The organism is Streptomyces canus 299MFChir4.1 (genome assembly GCF_000383615.1).
Taxonomy (GTDB): Bacteria; Actinomycetota; Actinomycetes; order Streptomycetales; family Streptomycetaceae; genus Streptomyces; species Streptomyces canus_C.
Map to the genome: position 1 here is coordinate 377,747 of NZ_KB911585.1, position 19,799 is coordinate 397,545.

Annotated in this window: 14 protein-coding genes; 7 read left to right on the forward strand and 7 right to left on the reverse strand. The window is 71.6% G+C overall.

From position 1 onward, the window contains the following. Positions 1-327 precede the first annotated feature (327 nt). Positions 328-1,242, reverse strand: a complete 915-nt coding sequence (locus tag H293_RS0112635) for an AraC family transcriptional regulator (RefSeq protein WP_020118251.1) — start codon at positions 1,240-1,242, stop codon at positions 328-330. 88 nt (positions 1,243-1,330) lie between these two features. Between H293_RS0112635 and H293_RS0112640 the strand changes: the two genes are divergently transcribed. The 4 genes from H293_RS0112640 (at position 1,331) to H293_RS0112655 (ending at position 6,806) form a co-directional block, all read left to right on the forward strand. Beyond that, positions 1,331-2,335, forward strand: a complete 1,005-nt coding sequence (locus H293_RS0112640; RefSeq protein WP_020118252.1) for an aldo/keto reductase — start codon at positions 1,331-1,333, stop codon at positions 2,333-2,335. Between the two features lie 233 nt (positions 2,336-2,568). Further along, positions 2,569-4,740, forward strand: coding sequence for an MMPL family transporter (locus H293_RS0112645; RefSeq protein WP_028807784.1), 2,172 nt, complete (start codon positions 2,569-2,571; stop codon positions 4,738-4,740). 120 nt (positions 4,741-4,860) lie between these two features. Next, the gene (locus tag H293_RS0112650) at positions 4,861-5,622 is read left to right on the forward strand and encodes a YqjF family protein (RefSeq protein ID WP_020118254.1); all 762 of its coding nucleotides are present in this window, start codon (positions 4,861-4,863) and stop codon (positions 5,620-5,622) included. A 116-nt stretch (positions 5,623-5,738) separates the two neighbouring features. Then, positions 5,739-6,806 (forward strand): glycerophosphodiester phosphodiesterase family protein, encoded by a 1,068-nt coding sequence (locus H293_RS0112655; RefSeq protein ID WP_020118255.1) that lies wholly within the window; start codon positions 5,739-5,741, stop codon positions 6,804-6,806. Positions 6,807-6,832: 26 nt separating this feature from the next. On the opposite strand, the gene H293_RS0112660 is transcribed toward H293_RS0112655, so the two are convergent. From H293_RS0112660 to H293_RS0112675, 4 genes are all read right to left on the reverse strand, one after another. Continuing rightward, positions 6,833-7,462, reverse strand: coding sequence for a DUF6629 family protein (locus tag H293_RS0112660; RefSeq protein ID WP_020118256.1), 630 nt, complete (start codon positions 7,460-7,462; stop codon positions 6,833-6,835). Positions 7,463-7,539: 77 nt separating this feature from the next. After that, positions 7,540-8,805: a hypothetical protein gene (locus H293_RS0112665; protein WP_020118257.1), complete on the reverse strand. Its 1,266-nt coding sequence runs from the start codon at positions 8,803-8,805 to the stop codon at positions 7,540-7,542. Continuing rightward, complete coding sequence (locus tag H293_RS53730) at positions 8,802-10,019, reverse strand: hypothetical protein (RefSeq protein WP_020118258.1); 1,218 nt, start codon at positions 10,017-10,019, stop codon at positions 8,802-8,804. Before H293_RS53730 ends, H293_RS0112665 begins: the two co-directional genes overlap by 4 nt. Next, positions 9,923-12,691: a tetratricopeptide repeat protein gene (locus H293_RS0112675; RefSeq protein WP_020118259.1), complete on the reverse strand. Its 2,769-nt coding sequence runs from the start codon at positions 12,689-12,691 to the stop codon at positions 9,923-9,925. The genes H293_RS53730 and H293_RS0112675 overlap by 97 nt, the downstream gene beginning before the upstream one ends. Before the next feature lie 282 nt (positions 12,692-12,973). On the opposite strand from H293_RS0112675, the gene H293_RS0112680 reads away from it, so the two are divergent. Then, positions 12,974-15,136: a serine/threonine-protein kinase gene (locus tag H293_RS0112680; RefSeq protein WP_020118260.1), complete on the forward strand. Its 2,163-nt coding sequence runs from the start codon at positions 12,974-12,976 to the stop codon at positions 15,134-15,136. Between the two features lie 49 nt (positions 15,137-15,185). Here the strand turns inward: H293_RS0112680 and H293_RS0112685 are convergent, their stop codons facing one another. Then, positions 15,186-16,328, reverse strand: a complete 1,143-nt coding sequence (locus H293_RS0112685; protein WP_028807786.1) for a S1 family peptidase — start codon at positions 16,326-16,328, stop codon at positions 15,186-15,188. A gap of 204 nt (positions 16,329-16,532) precedes the next feature. Here H293_RS0112685 and H293_RS0112690 point away from each other — a divergent pair, with 204 nt between their 5' ends. Together H293_RS0112690 and H293_RS0112695 are read left to right on the forward strand one after the other, a co-directional pair. After that, positions 16,533-17,234: a ThuA domain-containing protein gene (locus H293_RS0112690; protein ID WP_020118262.1), complete on the forward strand. Its 702-nt coding sequence runs from the start codon at positions 16,533-16,535 to the stop codon at positions 17,232-17,234. Next, positions 17,213-18,310, forward strand: coding sequence for a Gfo/Idh/MocA family protein (locus H293_RS0112695; protein ID WP_020118263.1), 1,098 nt, complete (start codon positions 17,213-17,215; stop codon positions 18,308-18,310). The genes H293_RS0112690 and H293_RS0112695 overlap by 22 nt, the downstream gene beginning before the upstream one ends. Here H293_RS0112695 and H293_RS0112700 read toward each other — a convergent pair whose 3' ends face one another. Then, on the reverse strand, positions 18,311-19,786 hold the full coding sequence (locus tag H293_RS0112700; RefSeq protein ID WP_020118264.1) for a glutamate-cysteine ligase family protein: 1,476 nt from the start codon (positions 19,784-19,786) through the stop codon (positions 18,311-18,313). Positions 19,787-19,799 lie beyond the last annotated feature (13 nt).

A 19,799-nucleotide genomic window follows, 5' to 3' on the forward strand; every position in this document is an offset into this window, starting at 1 on the left:
ACGGATCGCCCGGACGGCGGAGCGCCCCACGCTCCCGCGCAGGGGGCCGGGTCGGCGACGGCTACGGCCATGCGCCGCCACCGATGGCGATCACGCCGGTTCCGGTGCTCGCACGTCGACGGCCTCCCGACCCGGCTGCCGCGACCGTCTCAGCCGAGAAGGCCGAGGGTCGGCTGCCAGCTTTGCGGGTGCGCCGTCAGCCCGCCCGCGAACAGGGGGACGAGCAGCACACCGAGCACACCTGCGCCATGGCGGTTCACCTGCTCCACCCCCGTACGGATGCCTCACACCACCCGGGCACCGGACCGCCGCCCGGGTACCCCGCCCTCACGGCTTCGCACCCGATCCGTCGTGCAGCAGGGGCACTTCGCGGGCCCCGGTCAGCCGGGTGCGCAGATGCGCCACGTCCTGGCCGGGGGGTCGGCCGTGGGCGCGGCGGTACTCACGGCTGAACTGGGTGGCGCTGGCGTATCCGACCTCCTGGGCGACCTGAGCCGCCGTCATGTCCCGGGTGAACAGCAGCCGACGGGCCTGCTGGAGCCGCAGATGCTTCTGGAACCGCAACGGGCTCATGCCGGTGGCGGCCTTGAAGTGACGGTGCAGGGTGGCCGGGCTCATCCGGGCGACCTCGGCGATCTCATCGATGCCGAGCGGCTCGGCGTAGCGGTCGCGGATCCAGCGGGCGGTCGTACGGATGCGGGCGGCGGCGGAGTCGGCGAGCGACCAGTGACGCAGCATGGGGCCGAGCGGACTGCGCAGCATCCGGTAGAGGATCTCGGTCTCGATCCGGGGGCCGAGGGGGCCGATGTCCTCGGGGGTGCCGCAGAGGCGGACCCAGCGCGTGACCGCGTCGACGAGTTCCGGAGCCATCGGCGCGGTGACCGCCGCAGCGGCGGCCGGCGGCGCGGGAGGGCCGGCCTCCGCCAGCTCCAGTTGGAGCGCGGCGAGCGCCTGATGGTCGAGCCGCATGACGGCGGCACGGTAGGGAACCTTCTCAAAGGTCGCGGTGACCGGCAGGTCGAGGGTGAAGAAGGCCATCGCACCGGGCGGCGTGATCCAGCTGTGCTCACCCGCCACGGTCCGCTTGTGGCCGTCGGCGATGAAGCAGATCATCGGCTCGTACGTCACCTCCATCGGCTCGATGAGTTCGTCGAGCGCGACCAGCGACAGCTTGGGCACGGCGGTCTCCGACCACGGCCCCACGCAGTGCCGCTCGATGGCGTGAGCCAGCTGGTCCAGCATGCGAACACCCTTCGCCTGAGAGGATCAGGCAATCGTATGCGACCGTTGCCCCATGACGTCCCGGCGCCGGATTCCTAGCGTTGAGGGCATGACACAGCACGACAGGAACCTCCCCCACCGCAGGCTCGGCACCCAGGGTCTGGAGGTCGGCGCCATCGGCCTCGGCACCATGGGCATGACCATGGCCTACGGCTCCGGCGACGAACCGGGCGGCATCGCCACCATCCGCCGCGCCTACGAGCTCGGCGTCACCTTCTTCGATACGGCCGAGCTGTACGGCCTGGGCACCGGCAGCAACGAGCAGTTGCTCGGCCGGGCCTTGAAGGACGTCCGCGACGACGTCGTTCTCGCCACCAAGTTCGGCTTCGACCTGAGCGACCCGACGCAGCTGGGCGCCCTCGACAGCCGCCCCGAGCACATCCGCGAGGTCACCGAGAGCAGCCTGCGCCATCTGGGCACCGACCACATCGACGTGCTCTACCAGCACCGCGTCGATCCGGCCGTGCCCATCGAGGACGTGGCCGGTACCGTCGGGGAGCTGATCGCCGAAGGCAAGGTGCGCTACTTCGGCCTGAGCGAGGCAGGCCCCGACATCATCCGGCGCGCCCACGCCGTGCATCCGGTGTCGGTCCTCCAGACCGAGTACTCGGTGTTCGAACGGGCCGTGGAGTCCGAGGTACTGCCCGTCGTGCGCGAGCTGGGCATCGGTTTCGTCCCGTACTCGCCGCTGGGCCGCGGTTTCCTCACCGGCGCGGTGAAGCCGGCCGCCGAGTACCCGGCCGACGACATGCGCAGCTGGGACGAGCGCTGGCAGCCCGGCAACTACGAGAAGAACCTGGCCGCGGTACGGGAGCTGACCGAGCTGGCCCGGTCCAAGGGCATCAAGGTCACCCAGCTGGCCCTGGCCTGGCTGCTGGCCCAGGGCGCCGACATCGTGCCCATCCCTGGCACCCGCAGCCCGCGCCGCCTGGAGGAGAACGTCGCCTCCGCGCACGTCGACCTCACGCCCGAGGACCTCGCCCGCATCCGGGAGATCCTCCCGCACGGCGCGGCCGGCTCCCGCTACCCCGAGAGCATGATGCCGACCTGGTAGCCGCCGCCCGTGCGGGGTGCGTGCCACCCGGCACGGCATGCTCCCCTCGCTCACCCCGGTCCGCCTGACTTATGGTCAAGCGATCTTGAGCCGTGATCACTACGATGGCGAGCTCAAGACAACCATTCCGGCCGGTCCGACGGGGGATCGCCCTGGGGGACCGCCGGGGGTCGCCGATGCCAGGGACCGCTCCCCGGGCTGCGGTGATCTTCCTTCCCAGGAGGACCTTCCGCATGTTCCGAAGTATTGGCAACGCTGTCGTCCGACATCCCGTCTGGACGATCGTTGCGTGGTTGATCGCAGCTGTGGCGATCGTGGCCACCGCTCCGAGCCTGCCCTCGAACAGTGACGAGAGCAGCTTTCTCCCCAAGAGTTACGAGTCCATCAAAGCGGCGCAGGTTCAGGAGAGGGCGTTCCCCAGCGCCTTCACCCCGTCCGCGATCGCGCTGTACCAGCGCACCGACGGCGGCAAGCTGACCGCCGCCGACCAGAAGGATGTCGCCCGGATCACCTCCGAGCTCGGCAAGAAGAAGATCGACCAGGTGCAGAAGGTCGTCCCCGGCCAGCCGTCCTCGGACGGCAGGTACGCCCTGACCCTGGTCCAGATGGACAGCAAGAAGGCCGGCCAGCCCGAACAGGCCGACGCGGCCAAGGTGTTGCGCGACGACGTCAAACAACTCGCCAAGGGTACGAACCTCGACGTCAAGCTCGGCGGCTCGGCCGCTCAGGCCCTCGACCAACAGGACTCGTCCAAGCGTGGCGAGGCACTGATCGGCATCGGCACCTTCCTCATCATCCTGGTGACCCTGCTGATCATCTTCCGGGCGCCGATCCTGGCCTTCCTGCCCCTGATCACCATCGGGTTGGTGTCCGCGATCGCCAATGGACTGATCGCCTACGCCACCAAGCTCTTCGGTCTCCAGGCCAACAGCTCGATCTCGTCGATCCTGATCGTCGTGCTCTTCGGCGTGGGCACGGACTACTTCCTGTTCCTGATGTTCCGCTACCGCGAACGCCTGCGACTCGGCGACGAACCGAAGCAGGCCATGATCAACGCGGTCGACCGGGTCGGCGAGGCCATCGCCTCCGCCGCCGGAGCGGTCATCATCGCCTTCCTGGCGCTGGTCCTGTCGACGCTGGGCTTCCTCAAGCAGATGGGTCCGGCGCTCGCGATCGCGGTCACCGTCACCCTGATCGCCGGCCTGACGCTGATCCCGGCCATCGTCTCGCTCATCGGCCCGAAGGTCTTCTGGCCGTCCAAGTCGTGGCAGCGCGAGCCGGAGAACGCCCGGTTCGCCGCGCTGGGCCGCGGGGTGCGGAACCGTCCGGCGCTGACCGCCGGGCTCTCCGGACTCGTCCTGGTCGCGCTGTCGCTCGGGACGTTCGGCTACAACGCCACGTTCGACCTGGCGTCCGGGTCCATGCCCAAGACGAAGGAGTCGATGGTCGTCCAGGACGAGATGCAGAAGGCGTACTCGGCGGGTGCCGCCGCGCCGACCGACGTGTATCTGTCCAGCACCGACGGCAAACCGATCGACACCACGGTCTTCGACGCGTACGCGAAGAAGCTCGGGGCCGTGGACGGTGTGGCGAACGCCCGTCTGTCGCAGTCGAGCAAGGACGGCAGCACCGCCGACTTCACCGTCACCCTCAAGTACGAGGCGTCGACGGACAAGGCCATCGAGGCGGTGGGCCGGGTCCGCGACGTGGCGCACTCCGACGCCCCGGACGGCACCGAGGCCCTGGTCGGCGGCATGTCCTCGATCTTCAAGGACATCGACACCGCGGTCAATCACGACTACCGGACGGTCTTCCCCGTCGCCGCCGTGCTGATCATGCTCATCCTGGGGCTGCTGCTGCGCAGTGTGGTCGCCCCCTGGTACCTGATGGCCTCGGTGGGCCTCGGCTTCAGCGCCACGCTCGGCACCACGGTCTGGATCTTCCAGGAGGGACAGGGGCACTCGGGCCTGATGTTCATGCTCCCGGTGATCATGTATCTCTTCGTGGTCGCCATCGGCACCGACTACAACATCCTCATGATCGCCCGGCTGAGGGAGGAGGCCCGCGAGGGCCGCGAGCCGCGTGAGGCGGCCGGTATGGCGGTGCGGCACGCCGGTCCCACGGTGGCCGCGGCGGGCTTCATCCTGGCGGCGACCTTCGCCACGATGATGCTGGCCGGCAACGCCCTGCTCACCGAGATGGGCTTCGCGGTCTCCTTCGGCATCGCCGTCGCCGCCTTCGTCATGGCGATGTTCTTCACGCCCAGCCTCACCGCCCTGATCGGCCACGCGGCCTGGTGGCCGGGGCACGCGGACCGGGCGAAGGAGACACCGGCCGCTCCCGCGCCGGTCTCCGGTGGTGAACGGGACACCGTGATGAAGGATCCGGCAGGTCGGCGCAACTGACGCCGCTGACACCGCTGTGACGCGACGGCGTCTGCCGGGCCGCACGGCCCGGCAGACGCCGTCCTTCGTTTCCCCGTCCCGCCGGGCCGGACGCTTGCGGCCTCTGCCACCCTGAACCCCGTGCCGAACCCCACTCCCGTCACCCCGGACGCTCCCGCCCTCATACGGGTCCCGCTGCTCACCCAGCAGTGGCTCGACCTCGCCTTCGTCCACTGGGCCGTCGAACCGGCGGTGGTGGCGGGCCTGTTGCCGCGCGGTACGGTCCCCGACACGCACGAGGGGCTCACCTACGTCGGCCTTGTCGCGTTCCGGATGCACCGGGTCGGCTGGCTGGGGCTGCCGGGGGTGCCGTATCTCGGGACCTTCCCGGAGACCAACGTGCGCCTGTACTCGGTGGACGCGCACGGACGGCGCGGCGTGGTGTTCCGCTCGATGGACGCCTCCCGGCTGATCCCGGTGGTGATGGGACGCCTCGCCTTCCGGCTGCCGTATCTGTGGTCCCGGATGAGCGTCCGCAGGGCCGGTGACACCGTCACCTACACCAGCTCACGCCGCTGGCCCGGCCCGCGCGGCGCCCGCAGCCTGCTCACGGTACGGACCGGAGAACGCATCGGGGAGCCGACCGGCCTGGAGCACTTCCTCACCGCCCGCTGGGGCATGCACAACGCCTTCTTCGGCGGCCCCGAGCCGCTGGCCTACCTGCCCAACGACCATCCGCGCTGGCCCCTGTACCGCGCCGAGCTGCTCACCTGCGAGCAGGACCTCGTCACCGCGGCCGGCCTGCCCGTCCCGGCCGACGCCCCGGTCAGCGTCCTGTACTCCCCCGGCGTCCCGGTCCGCCTCGGCCGCCCGGCCCGCCCCGCGGGCATCCCCACGCCCTGACGGCGGCGGGAGCGCGTTCTTCGGACATTCACGGGGGGATCACGTCCGAGGGGTTGAACCGGTCCGCGACCGCACTAGCGTCTGTGGGCGTCCCGACCCACACGAGTGAGGTGTCGATGTCCTCAAGACATGTCCTCGCCGGCCTGGCGCTGGTCCCGGTGCTCACGCTGTCGGCCGCCACGTCCGCGACGGCGTACGACGGCCACCGCCCGCCCGCGCCGAAGCGGCACTTCGACCTCCAGGCCCACCGCGGCGGCCTCGGTATGACGACCGAGGAGTCCCTGGAGGGCTTCGGGAAAGCGCTGCGTCTCGGGGTGTCCACGCTGGAGCTGGACACCCATGTCACCAAGGACCTGAAGGTCGTCGTCAACCACGACCGGCAGATCAGCGCGGTCAAGTGCCGTGACACGGGGCCGGTGACGGCCGGCGATCCGATGTACCCGTATGTCGGCAAGTACATCAAGGATCTGACGCTGGCTCAGATCAAGACGATGGACTGCGGCTACCAGCAGCTGCCCGGTTTCCCGGAGCAGGAGGTCGTCAAGGGCTTCCGGATGGTGGAGCTGAAGGACGTGCTGAACCTCGTCAAGCGCTACCGCGCGAGGCAGGTCAAGCTGAACATCGAGACGAAGGTCGAGGCCGGCGCGCCCGAGCAGACCGCGCCGCGTGAGCTGTTCGTACGGCGAGTCCACGAGGAGATCCACCGCTCGGGCATCGAGCGGCAGGTCACCATCCAGTCCTTCGACTGGGGCGCGCTCAAGGAGATGCACAAGCTGGCCCCGAAGTGGCCGCTCGTCGCGCTCACCAACTACGACTTCCTCCAGGTCGGCAAGCCCGGCGCATCGCCGTGGCTCGGCGGGGTCGACGCCGACGACTACGGCGGCGACTTCGTCAGGGCGGCCGCCACGATCCCCGGCGTCAAAGCCCTCTCCCCCAACTACGGCTTCCCGCAGAGCGGCAAGGTCGGCGACCCCGACTTCCGTTTCTACGCCGACCGGACGATGGTCGAGGAGGCCCACGCCCGGGGCCTGAAGGTCATCCCGTGGACCTGCGACGACCCGGCCACCGTGGAGGCACTGATGGACATGGGCGTCGACGGCGTCATCACCGACTATCCGAACCGCGTACGGCAGATCATGGCCGAGCGCGGCATGGCTCTGCCGAGGGCGTACCGGCCGCGTTGACCGGCTCGGCCCGGAGAAAGCCGGGTCTACGACCGGTAGCTGATCTCGGGGAGAGCCGGCCTCGGGGCGGGACGCCGGCTCACCCATCCGTACAGGACCACCGAGCAGACCGCCGCCAACGCGCACCAGGTCGACACGAACTCCAGCCGCCACAGCAGCCAGCACACCAGGGCGCCCGCCCCCGCCAGGACGCCGAGCGCGGTGAGCCAACGGTCGCCGGAGAACAGCAGCGCGCCGACCGTGGCGATCAGGTAGCCCGCGATGAGCAGCTCCGCCCGGGGCAGTCCGATGATGTAGGCCATGGTGTGGCCGCGGATCTCGGCCCGGACCGGGCGGGTGGCGAGGCCGTGGGCGAGGAAGGCGGCGGTCAGCGCACCCACCGCCACGAACGCGGTCGCCCGGCGGCCGGCTCGGCGTGAGGCCGCGCACCACACGGCGAGCACGGGCAGGGCGATGACGGCCCAGGCCATGGTGGCGGCGCCGGTGCCTCCCCCGGCGTGCCAGACCTGGGCCTCGACCAGTTGGTGGACGCCGAGCAGCAAAGGCAGCGCGGCGAGGGGCAGGTCGCCGGCGCGCCGGGTGCGGATCACGCACGCCGCCCCGACGGAGGTGATGGCCGCGCCCGCCACGAGGTCCGCTGTCGCACTCCAGCACATGACACCACCATGTCAGGCCGGACCGTCGGCCGTCCGCTCCGCCACGACGCGAACGGGCCGGGCGGCCCGCTCGCGCGCTACGCGCAGATGTCCTGCGGTGGCCGGAAGGTGCGGTCGACGCCGGAGTCCGTGTTCACCTGGACGCGTACGGTCTCCAACTGCTGGAGCAGCGAGCCGAGTTGCCGCTGCGTGGGGTCGCGGAAGAACTCCAGGACCGCTCGGTGGAAGGCGTCCCGGAGTTCGGGCGGCATCACGTCGGAGGCGTCGAAGCAGAGGGTGCGGGCGCGGGAGGTGAGCAGGGAGTCGATCTCCCGCTCGACCGGTGTCGCGGAGGCCGGCGGCGACAACCCGGCCGTGTCCGGGAACAGCGGCCGTACCGCGGGATCGGCCTCCGACCACCAGAGCTCCCGCCCGGCCGGGCTCGACAGCCGTTCGACGAGTTGCTGGGCGTCCGGGTCGTCGCTGAAGACGGCGGCCATGTCACCGGCGACCTCGAAGGCGTCCCGGTACGCGGACTGCCCGTCCAGATAGCGGGCCGACGGCTCCACCGTCACGTCGTCGCCCGTGTAGACGTAGCGGATGAAGGCGCTCTGGTGCTCGTGCGTGCAGTCGAAACCGGGCGAGGCGAGCAGGCCGCGCGGCTGTCCGTCCGGGCCGGTCGAGCCCTCGAACGACGTGGTCAGGGAGTGTTCCACCGACTTCGGGGAGCGCTTGCCGAGCAGTTTCGCCCAGGTGGTCCAGGCACGTTCGACAGCCGGGTTCCGCCAGTCGAGGCGGCCGGTGGCCCACTCGGTGTAGAGGGCGGGGCCCGCCTGGTGGAGCACGAGGTCCTCGATCCAGTCGGTGCCGGGCCAGCCGGAGGTGGCCTGCGAGGCGAGGCCGACACACCAGGTGGGATGTTTGCCCGACGCGCCGCGCTTGCTCCACACGAGGCTCTTGAGGTCGACCTTCAGCGGCACCCAGTAGGTGCGCCGCCGGCTGTCCACCAGCAAGGTCGGCGCCCAGGGCGGATAGGCGCGCTCGGCGCTGGCCTCGGCGAGCGGCTTCAGCTCGTCGCGGCGGGCGTACTCGGTGAGTTCGCCGATGCTGTTGAGGACCGCCACGTCCGGCGGATCGTCGGCCTCCAGCTGTGAGACGAGCGTCTCGCGCAGCGAGCGGGTGCCCTCGTAGGTGTACGTCCGTCCGGTCCCGTCGTCCAGTTTGTCGAGGGCGGCTTCGAAGGCCTTGCCCTCCTCGCCGGTCCAGGGGCCGAGGACGACCAGCGGGTCGCGGGTGTCCGACCCGCAGCCGGGGACGAGGGCGAGCAGACACGCCACGAGGAGGACGCGCAGGACACGGCTCATGCGACGGCTCCGGGGCGGGTGACGACAAGGTACTCGCGACGGTAGGCGTGCAGCGTGCCGGCGATCACGGCCGCGACGGCAAGGCCCGCGGGGAACACGAACGGGGCGATGCCGTCGAGGAAGGCGAGCCGCCCGTCCGCCAGGTCCTCGTCGATCCGGGCCCGCAGCGTCTCGATGGCCTGCGGCTCCGGTCCGGCGAAGGGGCTTTCCTCGGCGGCCGTCTCCGTCCGGGGCGAGGTCTTCTCGGCCAGCGCGTCCGCGACGGGGACGGTCCCGTGCTGGGCGTCCAGGGCCAGCAGGGCGTCAACCGTCAGGAACGGTACGGCGAGCAACGGCAGGGCGGCTGCCGCGAGGGGGATGCTCAGCCGGATCCGGAAGCGGTGGTGCAGGAAGGACACCGTCCGCCACAGCCCGGTGGCGAGCAGGGCGAAGGCGAGGACGGCGATCACCGCCGCGGTGATGGTGTCCGCGCCCCAGGCGGCCCGGTCGGCGAGCCGCGCGCGCAGCCGCGCCTCCAGACCGGTCACCCGGTCGACGATGGAGGTGGCGGCGGAGCCGGTCGCGGCCGGGCAGGCCGGATACGGGTTCCTGCCGGTCGCCGCGACGGGCTGCGAGCAGAGCATGCTGCGCGCGTAGGTGAGTTCGGCGTCGCGCAGGACCGGGTCGGTGGCGTGGCCCTGGGCCCGGCCGATCCAGCCGGTGTAGTCGACGACCAGCGCGGACACCACCCGTAGTTCCTGTTCCTCGGCGACGGTGAGGGCTCCGCTGCGGGTGACCTGGTTCAGGCTCTGCGTGGCGCGGGCGATCCGGGTCCGGTACCGCTCGCTGAGCCCGCTGAGCTCGGCCGCCCGGCCCTCGGCGAGGTTCCGCTCGGCCTCGCCCTGCGCGATGAGCAGCGAGGCCCGGGCGTCCGCGAGGTCGACCAGCGCGGGCGCGGCGCGCTCCCGGATGTACGCGGAGTCACCGCGCACGCCGGTGTAGGCCCAGCCGAGCGCCCCGAAGGCCACCACGGCGAGCAGCGGCAGCGCGACCAGCCGGTCCCGCAGGTAGGCACGGTTGCGGTGGCCGACGGCGGAGGGCCAGGCGTAGCGGTGGACCCGGCGGACGAGTTCGGCGGTTACGGCGGCGACGGCCCGCGTGAGGTGGAGGGTGTCCTGTGCGACGGCGCGTAAGCGACCGTCCGGAGCCAGTCGGCGACTCTCTTGCCGAGCCATGGGCTGTCCCTGTGGTGTCGGAAGGCGAGCGGGCGGACCGCGTAGGCGCGGTCCAGGAGGATTTCGGCCACGGCCGCGTCCTCGGGGGCGGCGGAGCGGGCGGCCTGGTGGGCGAGGGTGACATAGCGACGGGACAGGTCCTCCCGCAGGCGGTGTTCGTCGGGCGGGAGGCCGAGCCGGGGGTCCGCGCCGGCGGACAGGGCCGCGAGGTCCGCCGCGCCGAGGGCGCCGCGGGCGAGGGCGCCCTGTACGGCCTCCCAGACCTCGACGGTCATCCGGACCCTGGCCTCCTCGTCGGTGAGGCCGTGCGCGTGGAAGAGCAGGGCGAGGCGTCCCAGTACCTCGCGCAGCCGCTGCGGCGCCTCGTCGTCGTGCCCGGCCCTGCGCACGTACTCGATGCCGATCCGCACGGCCGCGGTACGCGCGGCGGTCCGGTGCCGCGAGTGCTGGGGTACGGCGTCCAGTTCGCGTACGGCCTCCTCGCGTGCCCTTTCGCCGTCCAGCGCGAGCCGGGCCCGTGCGGCGCCGAAGGCCGCGCTGCCCAGGGACGGGTTGCGCAGCCGGACCGCCTCGTAGAAGGTCAGGGCCTCGTGCCGCCGCCCGAGGCGTTCCGCGCAGTGTCCGAGGGCCAGCTTGGGCGCGTACTCGCCGGGGATCGCCGCGTACACCCGGTCGAAGTGCCGCCAGGCCGCGCTCACTTGGCCGCGGGCGAGGGCCAGGAGTCCGTGGTGCCAGTCCAGCCGCCAGTCGTACGGGGCGCGGCGGGGGCCGATCCGTGCCTCGGCCGCCCGCAGTTCCCGCTCGGCGGCTTCCGGTCCGTCGGCCGGGTTCCGCAACCGCAGTCGGCAGCGCAGGAAATGGACCTCCGTCGAGTCCCGCCAGTCGCCGATGTGCTGGAGCAGGGCCTCCGGGGCGGCGTCGGCGAGTCTGCTCAGCTCGGCGTGATGCTCGTCGTGGGGGTCGGGGCGCGGGACGGGCAGGCGCTGGGCGACTTCGGCGGGCGAGGGCGGGGCGAACGGGGACGGCGCGTCGGGGGCGGTCCAGTGGGCGAGGGGTGGCGCGGAGCCGAGGGCGCCGTCGAGGGCGTAGGCCGACTGCAGGAAGAGCGGCGAGGGCTCGAAGGTCTCGGCACCGGTACGCAGCGACCTCAACTCGCGGAACACGCCCCGCAGTTGCTGCTCCATCTCCCGCGCGTCGGCGAACCGCCCCGCGGGCTCGCTGAGCGTGGCGCGGTGCAGGACACGGGCGAGCGAGAGAAGCCCGAGACCGCGGGGAACGGGGGCGGTGGCGTCGCCGGGCACCCAGGGTTCCTTGGCGGTCGCTTGCGGGACCGACTCGTTGTAGGCAACGCCCGCTGCCCGCACGGCACCTGACGACTGAACGGGACGTGGAGAGCTGGGTTCGGCGTGCGCTTGCGGCGGCGCGGGGGCGGGTGTCCGAGAGACATCCGCAGACTCACCGAGGTTCCGTGCCGCTCGGCCACCCGGCGCCTCCCCGCCGCCCGACCCCTGGACCACCACACCCATCGCCGTCCCGCCAACCACCCCCTGAGCGCCACCCGGCACTTCCCCGCCAGCCGGCCTCTGGGCGACACCCGGCTCCTCGCCGCCCGAGTCGGACTCTACGCTCCGGTCCTCCGCCGCCCCCGAACTATGAGCCACCCCGGACGCCTCACCGGTGCTCAGCGCCCCCTCAGCCGCTCCCCGGGCGGCACCCGATCTCCCCCCACCGCCAAAACTCTCCTCAGCCCCACGAGCGTCCCGGGCCACCGGATTCTCGCCCGTGGCCAAAGCCTCCTCAACGATCCGTGCTCGCTCGGCGGCGAACAAGGCACCCCGGGCGGCCGGCCTCTCCTCGGTAGCCGGCGCCTCCCCCACCCCCAGCGTCTCAACATCCCCAAGGCGGCCCAAGTCCTCCGCCGACGTGCCCAGTCCGCACAGGCGGCGCAGCGTTTCGCCGAGGCTGAAGAGGTCGTCCTGTGGTCTGGACTCGCCGTACGGCCCCACGGTGGGGGCGCTGAAGCCGGCCGTGGTCATCCCCGGCGCCCCGGCCGGGCGTACGCTGCCCACGTCGATGATCTTCGTCGTGGTGCCGTCGTGCATGACGTTGTCCGGCTTCAGGTCGCCGTAGACCTTGCCGGGCCGGTCGGCGTGCAGATACGCGAGGGCCGACAGGATCCGCACACCGTAGGCGAGCACGAACTCGTGGAAGCGCTGGTCGCCGAACTCCCCCGGGTTCAGCTTCGCCCGCGCCCGCACCTCCTCCAGCGTGAGCCCGTCCACGTACTGGAGGACGAGGAAGTCGCCGACCTCGGGGTGATGCCCGTAGTTGAAGACTCGGATGATGTCGTCATGGCCGAGGTCGACGAGGGCCCGCCGCTCCCGGGCCAGGGCACCCGCCGCGGCCGCCGCCTGATCCGGGTGCAGCATCTTGATGGCGACCTCGCGGTGGTCGACCTTGGTGTCGAGCGCGAGGTAGACCTCGCCCATGCCGCCGTAGCCGAGCGGCCGGATCAGCCGGTACTGGCCCGCGAGCAACTGCCCGGGAGGCAGGGGAAGTTCGCCGGGGTCGCTGCCGGGACCCCAGCCGCGTCCCAGCAGCGTGATCGCGGGCAGCACGGTCGGGTCGGGGTTCTCCGCGGGAAGGTCGACATGCGCGGCCCTCAGATACATCGGCTGTCCGGTGACGACGAGCGGACCGAACGACCCCTCGGATTCCGGTGGTTCACCGCACGCACTCCCGCCCCGAGCCCCCTTCATGCCTCCTCAGAATAGGGCCAGGTGCCGGGATCGACCCCGTGCGTTCCCCCGAGAAGCGCGATGCCGCCGGGTTCCGGCCGCGCGACAAGCCGGGATCGACGTCCCCCACGGACCGACACCCCTCTAGAGTGAGGGGTTCCTGTCAGAAGAGTCCGGACCGCAGCCGTCCTGGCCAGCAGCGGTGAAGGAGACACGGTGACCCTGCGCGAGAACGATCCGGAGTCCGTCGGCGGCTACCGGATCGAATCGCGGATCGGGACCGGCGGCATGGGAGTCGTCTATCTCGGCAGATCGGCCTCGGGGCGGGCCGTCGCGGTGAAGGTCGTCCACACGCGGTACGCCGACAACCCCGAGTTCCGGGCGAGGTTCCGGCAGGAGATCGCCGCCGCCCGCAGGGTCAGCGGCGCGTTCACGGCGCCGGTCGTGGACGCGGACCCGGAGGCGGCACGGCCGTGGATGGCCACCGCGTTCGTCCCGGGCCGCACCCTCGCGGAACTGGTCGACGAGTCGGGACCGCTGGACTGGCCCGCGCTGCGGCGGCTCGGCACCGAACTCGCCGAGGCACTGCGGGAGATCCACCGCGCCGAGGTCGTGCACCGGGACCTCAAGCCGAGCAATGTGCTGCTGCTGGAGAGCGAGGGCGACGACGGGGCCGTACGCGTCATCGACTTCGGTATCTCGCGCGCGGCCGACAGCGATGTCCGCACCCAGACCGGCATGGTGATGGGCTCGCCGCCCTTCATGGCGCCGGAGCAGTTCAGCCGCCCGCACGAGGTCGGCCCCGCGGTGGACGTCTTCTCGCTGGGCGCGGTGCTGGTGTACGCGGCCACCGGGCACAGCCCCTTCGAGGCGGAGAACGCCTACCTGGCCGCGTACAACACCGTGCACGGTGAGCCGCGGCTCCGTGAACTGCCTGAGCAGTTGCGGCCGTTGATCTCGCGCTGCCTGGCGAAGGAACCCGCGGACCGGCCGGCGTCGGGCCAGGTCCTGGAGCTGCTGGCGGGGCTTCCGGAGGAACTGCCCGAGGGGCGACCGGCCGAAGAACCGGTCCCGGCGCCGCAGTTCCCTTCGACGGACATGGTGACCTCGCAGCTCGTCGACAGCGGGCCGGTCCGGCGCGGGCGCCGCGGGCGGAGACTGTGGGCCGCCGTCGCCGCCGTGGCACTCCTCGGCGGGGCGGGGGCGGCCGCGGTCGCCGTGGTGGACGACCAACCGGCGAGCACGGTCGACGAGTTCGACGCCCTCGCTCCGCGGACGACGCCCGGCGGGACGGCACCGGCGGGCTGGCGACCCTGGCACAACGCCCTCGGGTCGGACGGGAAGGACCAGCCGACGGGCGTCGGTCCGTCGTGCACCCCGGACGCGCTCGGCGTGTTCTGCGCCTCCGAGCAGGTCGCCCTGACGCGGCTGAACCCGGCGACGGGCAACGTGGACTGGACGAAGTCCATGAGCCGCAAGCAGGTCAGCAGCTTCTCGGTGCGCGAACCGCTCGTCCATGACGGCGTGGTGTTCGTGTACAGCGCGGACCGCTCGCAGGGCGTCGACGCCTACGATGCGAGGACCGGCGAGCGGCTGTGGCAACTGAAGGGTCCGCTCGGCCAGTTCGAGTTTCTGGGCGGAGTGCTGCTCGTCCGTCTTGACCAGCTCGGCTCCTCCGACACGGCACGCTATGCGGCCTACGCGCCGCGCACGGGCAAGGAGTTGTGGCGGCGCGAGCTGACCGCCACCTCGCCGAGCCCCTTCTACGAAGGTCCCGAGGGCACGCTCTACGCCGATCTGCGCGGCGGCGAGGGCGGCATCGCCCGCCTCGACGCGCGGACCGGCAGGACCCTGGGCCGTGTCGACGCGCCGAAGGGCGACCTGTGGCTGGCGACGGTCCACGACGGCACCGCCTACTACGCGCGCTGGGAGGACGACTCCGGTGTGTCCGCCGCCTTCTTCGTCCAGGACCTCGGCAGCGGGAAGACCCGCCGGATCGACTTCCCCTGGAGCGTGGAGCCCGAGGCGCCGCCGCTGGTGCAGGGCGACACCATGTACATCTTCGACTACGGCAACGAGACCCTGCTCGCCCTCGATGTGAAGCACGGCAAGCCGCTGTGGTCCAGCTCGCGCGACCTGCGCGTCTTCAGCGAACCGGCCTACCACACGGGCCGGTTGTACGTGACGATGCCGGACACGAGCATCGTGGCCCTCGACCCGGGGACGGGCAAGGAGATCGGCCGTACCGCCCCGTCCTTCGACACGGGCGGCCGGTCCTTCCAGGAACTGTCGCCGAGTTCGGTGCCGCCGCTGCTGGTGGGGAAGGTGCTGTACGGAGTCAGCGGCCCGGGGATCTTCTCGGTGGCCGACGTCACCTGAGCCGGTGCGCACGGTGGGCCCGGCCCGAGGACCGGGCCCACCCGACCGCTCAGGCGGTGTGCAGGGTCAGGCCGTACCGGTTGAGGATCTCGTTGACGGGCTGGAACCAGGTCTCGCCGCCGCTGGAGCAGTTGCCCCAGCCACCGGAGGTGACGCCCTGGGCCTGGTCACCGCTGATGAACGAGCCGCCGGAGTCGCCCGGTTCGGCGCAGACATTGGTCTTGGTCATCTGGTGCACCGCGCCCTGGCTGTAGTTGACGGTCTCGTTCATGGCGAGGACGGTGCCGCAGTGCCAGTGGGTGGTCGAGCCCGAGCGGCAGATCGAGGCGCCGACGGGTGCCACGTTCGAGCCGCGCACGAGCTGGTCGGAGACGGTGCCCCAGCCGAGCACGACCGGGACGGTCCACCAGCCGCTGCCCACGTTGACCCAGGCGTAGTCGTTGTCCGGGAAGGACGAACCCTGGAAGTTGCCGACGTAGCTGCGGTCCCAGCCGTAGACGCTGCCGGTGTGCTGGTCGCAGTGGCCGGCCGTGACGAAGCCGCCGTAGACCGAGAAGCCGATGGAACAGCGGACGTTGCCGGTGTAGAAGGGGTCGCCGCCGACGGTTCCGGCGGCGAAGGTGGTCGGCGCGGCGGCCACCTCGCGCACGGTGACGGGACCCGCCTTCCGGGCGCGGGCGACGAACGTCTGGACATCGTTGTCACGCTGTCGGCCGCTGACGACGTTCACCACGACCGTGCTGGCCTTGGGGTCGACGTGCCAGCTGCTGACGGCGTCCGGTGCGGGGAGGGCGTCGAGCCGGGCCTGGGTGGCGGAGAGTTCCCGGGCGCTGTGGGCGACGGTGCGGACCGTGGCGCCGGTGGCGCGTATCTCGCGCAGGGCGGTGGCGGAGGTGCCGGGGGTGACGGCGACGGTCAGCGTGCCCTTGGCGGCGTCGAACCAGGAGCCGCCGAAGGACGTGCCCGCGGCGCGGCGGACCTCGGGCTGAAGAGCCGTGGCCTTCCGCTCGGCGGCGAGCCGCGCGACGGCCTGCTCGGGCGAGAGGCCGAAGTCCCGCTGCATCGCGGTGAGGAGACCGGCGGAGGCGGGCTGCTTCGCGTCGGCGGCGGCGGGGACCGTGCCCGCGGTCGCGCCGACACCGAGCAGGAGCAGCACGGCGAGGCCCGCGCGCATGATTCGGGTGCGTCTCATGGAGGTTGCCCTTCGTCGTTCAACGGGATGGCAGAGTTCTCTGAGAGCGCTCTCAGGCTGGCCCGGCAGAGCCTAGTCGCTGACTATTGACAGGTCCATACCAAATATCGAGGTTGTCGAAATCCTGTCCCCGCCCGGGGATTTCGTCCGGCTCCGCTGGGGGATCTCCCCCAGGAACCCGCTCCTGCCCCGCAAAGGAACAAGATGACACGGAAGAAAGCCCTGGTGGTCCGAGGCGGCTGGGAAGGACACCAGCCGGTCAAGGCCACCGAACTGTTCCTGCCCTTTCTGGAGAGCCACGGCTACGACATCCGCATCGAGGAGTCCCCCGAGGTCTACGCCGACAGCGCCGAGATGGCCGCCACCGACCTCGTCCTGCAGTGCGTGACCATGTCCGAGATCACCGGCGAGCAGGCGTCGGGACTGAGCGCGGCCGTCGCGGCCGGTACCGGCCTGACCGGCTGGCACGGTGGGATCGCCGACTCGTTCCGGGCCTCGTCCGACTATCTCCACCTGGTGGGCGGCCAGTTCGCGACCCATCCGGGCAAGGAACCGTGCGAGCGGCGGGGCGGCGAGGAGGACAACTTCCTGCCGCACACCGTCACCTTCACCGATCTCGGCCGTGAACACCCCGTGACCGCGGGCATCGAGGACTTCGAGCTGGTCACGGAGCAGTACTGGGTGCTCCACGACGACCTGATCGACGTCCTCGCCACCACCACTCATCCCGCCCGGCCGTGGCAGCCCTGGCACCGTCCGGTCACCTCCCCCGCCGTCTGGTCCCGTCAGTGGGGCGCCGGGCGGATCGTGGTGTCGACTCCCGGGCACAGTCTCGACGTCCTCGAGCACCCCGCCGTCCGTACCGTCATCGAGAGGGGCATGCTGTGGGCGACGCGCACCGCATAGGCGTCATAGGTCTCGGCGTCATCTCCCGCGCCTACCTGGACACGCTCGTCGGCCGCTCCGCCGTGCGCGTCACCGCGGTCGCCGACCTGGACGCCTCCCGGTCGGCCGCCGTCGCCGCAGAACTGCCCGGCGTACGGGCGCTGTCCGTCGAGGAACTGCTGGCCGCCCCGGACGTCGATACGGTACTGAACCTCACGGTCCCCGCGGCGCACGCCGAGATCGCCCTCGGCGCCATCCGTCACGGCAAGAACGTCTACGGCGAGAAGCCGCTGGCCGCCGAACTCACCGCCGCCCGCGGCGTCCTGGAGGCCGCGGAGAAGGCGGCGGTCGGTGTGGGGTGCGCGCCGGACACCGTCCTCGGCACCGGGGTCCAGACGGCACGGGCGGCGGTGGACGCCGGGGCCGTCGGCCGCCCGCTGTTCGCCTCGGCCGTCATGGTCACCCCGGGCCACGAACGGTGGCATCCCCAGCCGGACTTCTACTACACGGCGGGCGGCGGCCCCCTGCTGGACATGGGGCCGTACTACCTGTCCTCCCTGGTGCATCTGCTGGGTCCGGTGCGGGCCGTGATCGGGGCGTCCAGCCGGCTCCGCACCGAGCGGGTCATCGGGTCCGGCCCGCGCGCGGGCGAGCGGATCCCGGTCGAGGTGGACAGCCATGTCTCCGGGGTCCTCGAACACGAGGGCGGGGCCCTGACGACGATCACGACGAGCTTCGACGGCGTCACCACCACGGCCGCGCCGATCGAGGTCCACGGCGAGACGGGCACCCTCACGGTCCCGGACCCGAACACCTTCGATGGCGAGGTACGGCTGCTCGAACTCGGTGCGGACCAATGGCGCACGCTTCCGCCCTCCGCCGGATACGTCGGCGCCGCCCGGGGTGTCGGACTGCTCGACTTCGTCGCCGCCGACGCACAGCGGCCCCCGCGCGCGAGCGGTGAACTCGCCCTGCACGTGCTGGAGACGATGACCGCCCTGCTCCGTTCCTCGGCCGAGGGGCGCCGGATCGAGCTGTCGACGTCGGTCGAGCGGCCTGATCCGGTCCCGCTGACGGCTCCGGAGAAGTGGCGGTGATCAGTCCACGGGCCAGGTGTGCGCGGGTGCGTTGAGGTGCATGTAGTCCATGTACGTCAGCGTCATCCGGCGCAGGGCCTCCTGGCGGTCACAGCCCGCCTTCTCCAGGTGGTGGACCGTCTCCGTCTGCCACAGGGCGCCGTTGCGGGCGGTGACGCACCGCTGCTCGATCACGCCCAGCAGGGGTTCGCGCCATTCCGCGTCCATGCCGGCCAGCTCCAGACCCCGGTGGGCGAGGGGCAGCAGCCGCCGCAACACCAGTTCCGTGACCGGCACTTCGCCCACCCCCGGCCAGTACAGGCGGGCGTCGATGCCGTCACGGGCGGCGGTGTGCAGGTTCTCCTCGGCGACCGAGAAGGACATCCGCGTCCACACCGGCCGGTCCTCGTCGACGAGGGCGCGGGTCAGGCCGTAGTAGAAGGCGCCGTTGGCGATGATGTCGGCCACGGTGGGCCCGGCGGGCAGCACCCGGTTCTCGATGCGCAGGTGCGGGCCGCTGTCGGTGACGGCGTAGATCGGGCGGTTCCAGCGGTAGATCGTGCCGTTGTGCAGGGTCAGTTCGCCGAGTTCCGGAACGCCGCCGCCGTCGAGCGCCCCCTGTGGGTCCTCCTCGTCGCAGATCGGCAGGAGCGCCGGGAAATAGCGCACGTTCTCCTCGAACAGGTCGAAGACGCTGGTGATCCAGCGCTCCCCGAACCACACCCGGGGCCGTACCCCTTGTGCCTTGATCTCCTGGGGCCGGGTGTCGGTGGCCTGTTCGAAGAGGGGGATGCGGGTCTCGCGCCACAGCTCCCTGCCGAAGAGGTACGGCGAGTTGGCGGCGAGGGCGATCTGTACGCCCGCGACGGCCTGTGCCGCGTTCCAGTATCCCGCGAACTCCTTGGGGGCGACCTGGAGATGGAACTGCGTGCTGGTGCAGGCGGCCTCGGGGGTGATGGCGTCGGCGTACATCGCGAGCCGGTCCACACCGTCCAGCTTGATGCGCAGGTCCTCGCCGCGGGCCGCGAAGATCTGCTCGTTGAGGAGCCGGTAGCGCGGATCGCCGGACAGAGCGGTCTCGCCGACGTCCGCCTCGCCCAGCGTGGGCAGGATGCCCACCATGATCAGATGCGCGCCGACCGCCGAAGCGCGTTCCTCGGCGTGGTTGAGGGCGTCGCGGATCTCCTGCTCCCAGGAGCCGGGCCCGCCGGACAGGAGACGGCGGGGCGGGATGTTGATCTCCAGGTTGAAACGGCCCAGCTCGCTCGACCAGGCGGGGTCGGCGATCACCTGGAGCACCTCGGTGTTCCGCATCGCCGGGAGCCCGTCCTCGCCCACCAGGTTGAGCTCGATCTCCAGCCCGACCTGCGGCCGCTCGCTCTCGAAGCCGGACTCGCGCAGCATCTGCGCGAGGACGTCGAGGCAGGTGTGCATCTTGTCCCGGTACCGTCGGCGGTCCTCCCGCGTGAACACCAGGGCCGGCACGTCACGTCCCATCGGGCCCTCCCGA

Coding starts and splice junctions, on each gene's coding strand:
- H293_RS0112645 (WP_028807784.1), top strand. CDS start 2,569: ATGTTCCGAAGTATTGGCAACGCTGTCGTCCGACATCCCGTCTGGACG.
- H293_RS0112640 (WP_020118252.1), top strand. CDS start 1,331: ATGACACAGCACGACAGGAACCTCCCCCACCGCAGGCTCGGCACCCAG.
- H293_RS0112675 (WP_020118259.1), bottom strand. CDS start 12,691: ATGTATCTGAGGGCCGCGCATGTCGACCTTCCCGCGGAGAACCCCGAC.
- H293_RS0112655 (WP_020118255.1), top strand. CDS start 5,739: ATGTCCTCAAGACATGTCCTCGCCGGCCTGGCGCTGGTCCCGGTGCTC.
- H293_RS0112685 (WP_028807786.1), bottom strand. CDS start 16,328: ATGAGACGCACCCGAATCATGCGCGCGGGCCTCGCCGTGCTGCTCCTG.
- H293_RS0112660 (WP_020118256.1), bottom strand. CDS start 7,462: ATGTGCTGGAGTGCGACAGCGGACCTCGTGGCGGGCGCGGCCATCACC.
- H293_RS53730 (WP_020118258.1), bottom strand. CDS start 10,019: ATGGCTCGGCAAGAGAGTCGCCGACTGGCTCCGGACGGTCGCTTACGC.
- H293_RS0112665 (WP_020118257.1), bottom strand. CDS start 8,805: ATGAGCCGTGTCCTGCGCGTCCTCCTCGTGGCGTGTCTGCTCGCCCTC.
- H293_RS0112690 (WP_020118262.1), top strand. CDS start 16,533: ATGACACGGAAGAAAGCCCTGGTGGTCCGAGGCGGCTGGGAAGGACAC.
- H293_RS0112700 (WP_020118264.1), bottom strand. CDS start 19,786: ATGGGACGTGACGTGCCGGCCCTGGTGTTCACGCGGGAGGACCGCCGA.
- H293_RS0112635 (WP_020118251.1), bottom strand. CDS start 1,242: ATGCTGGACCAGCTGGCTCACGCCATCGAGCGGCACTGCGTGGGGCCG.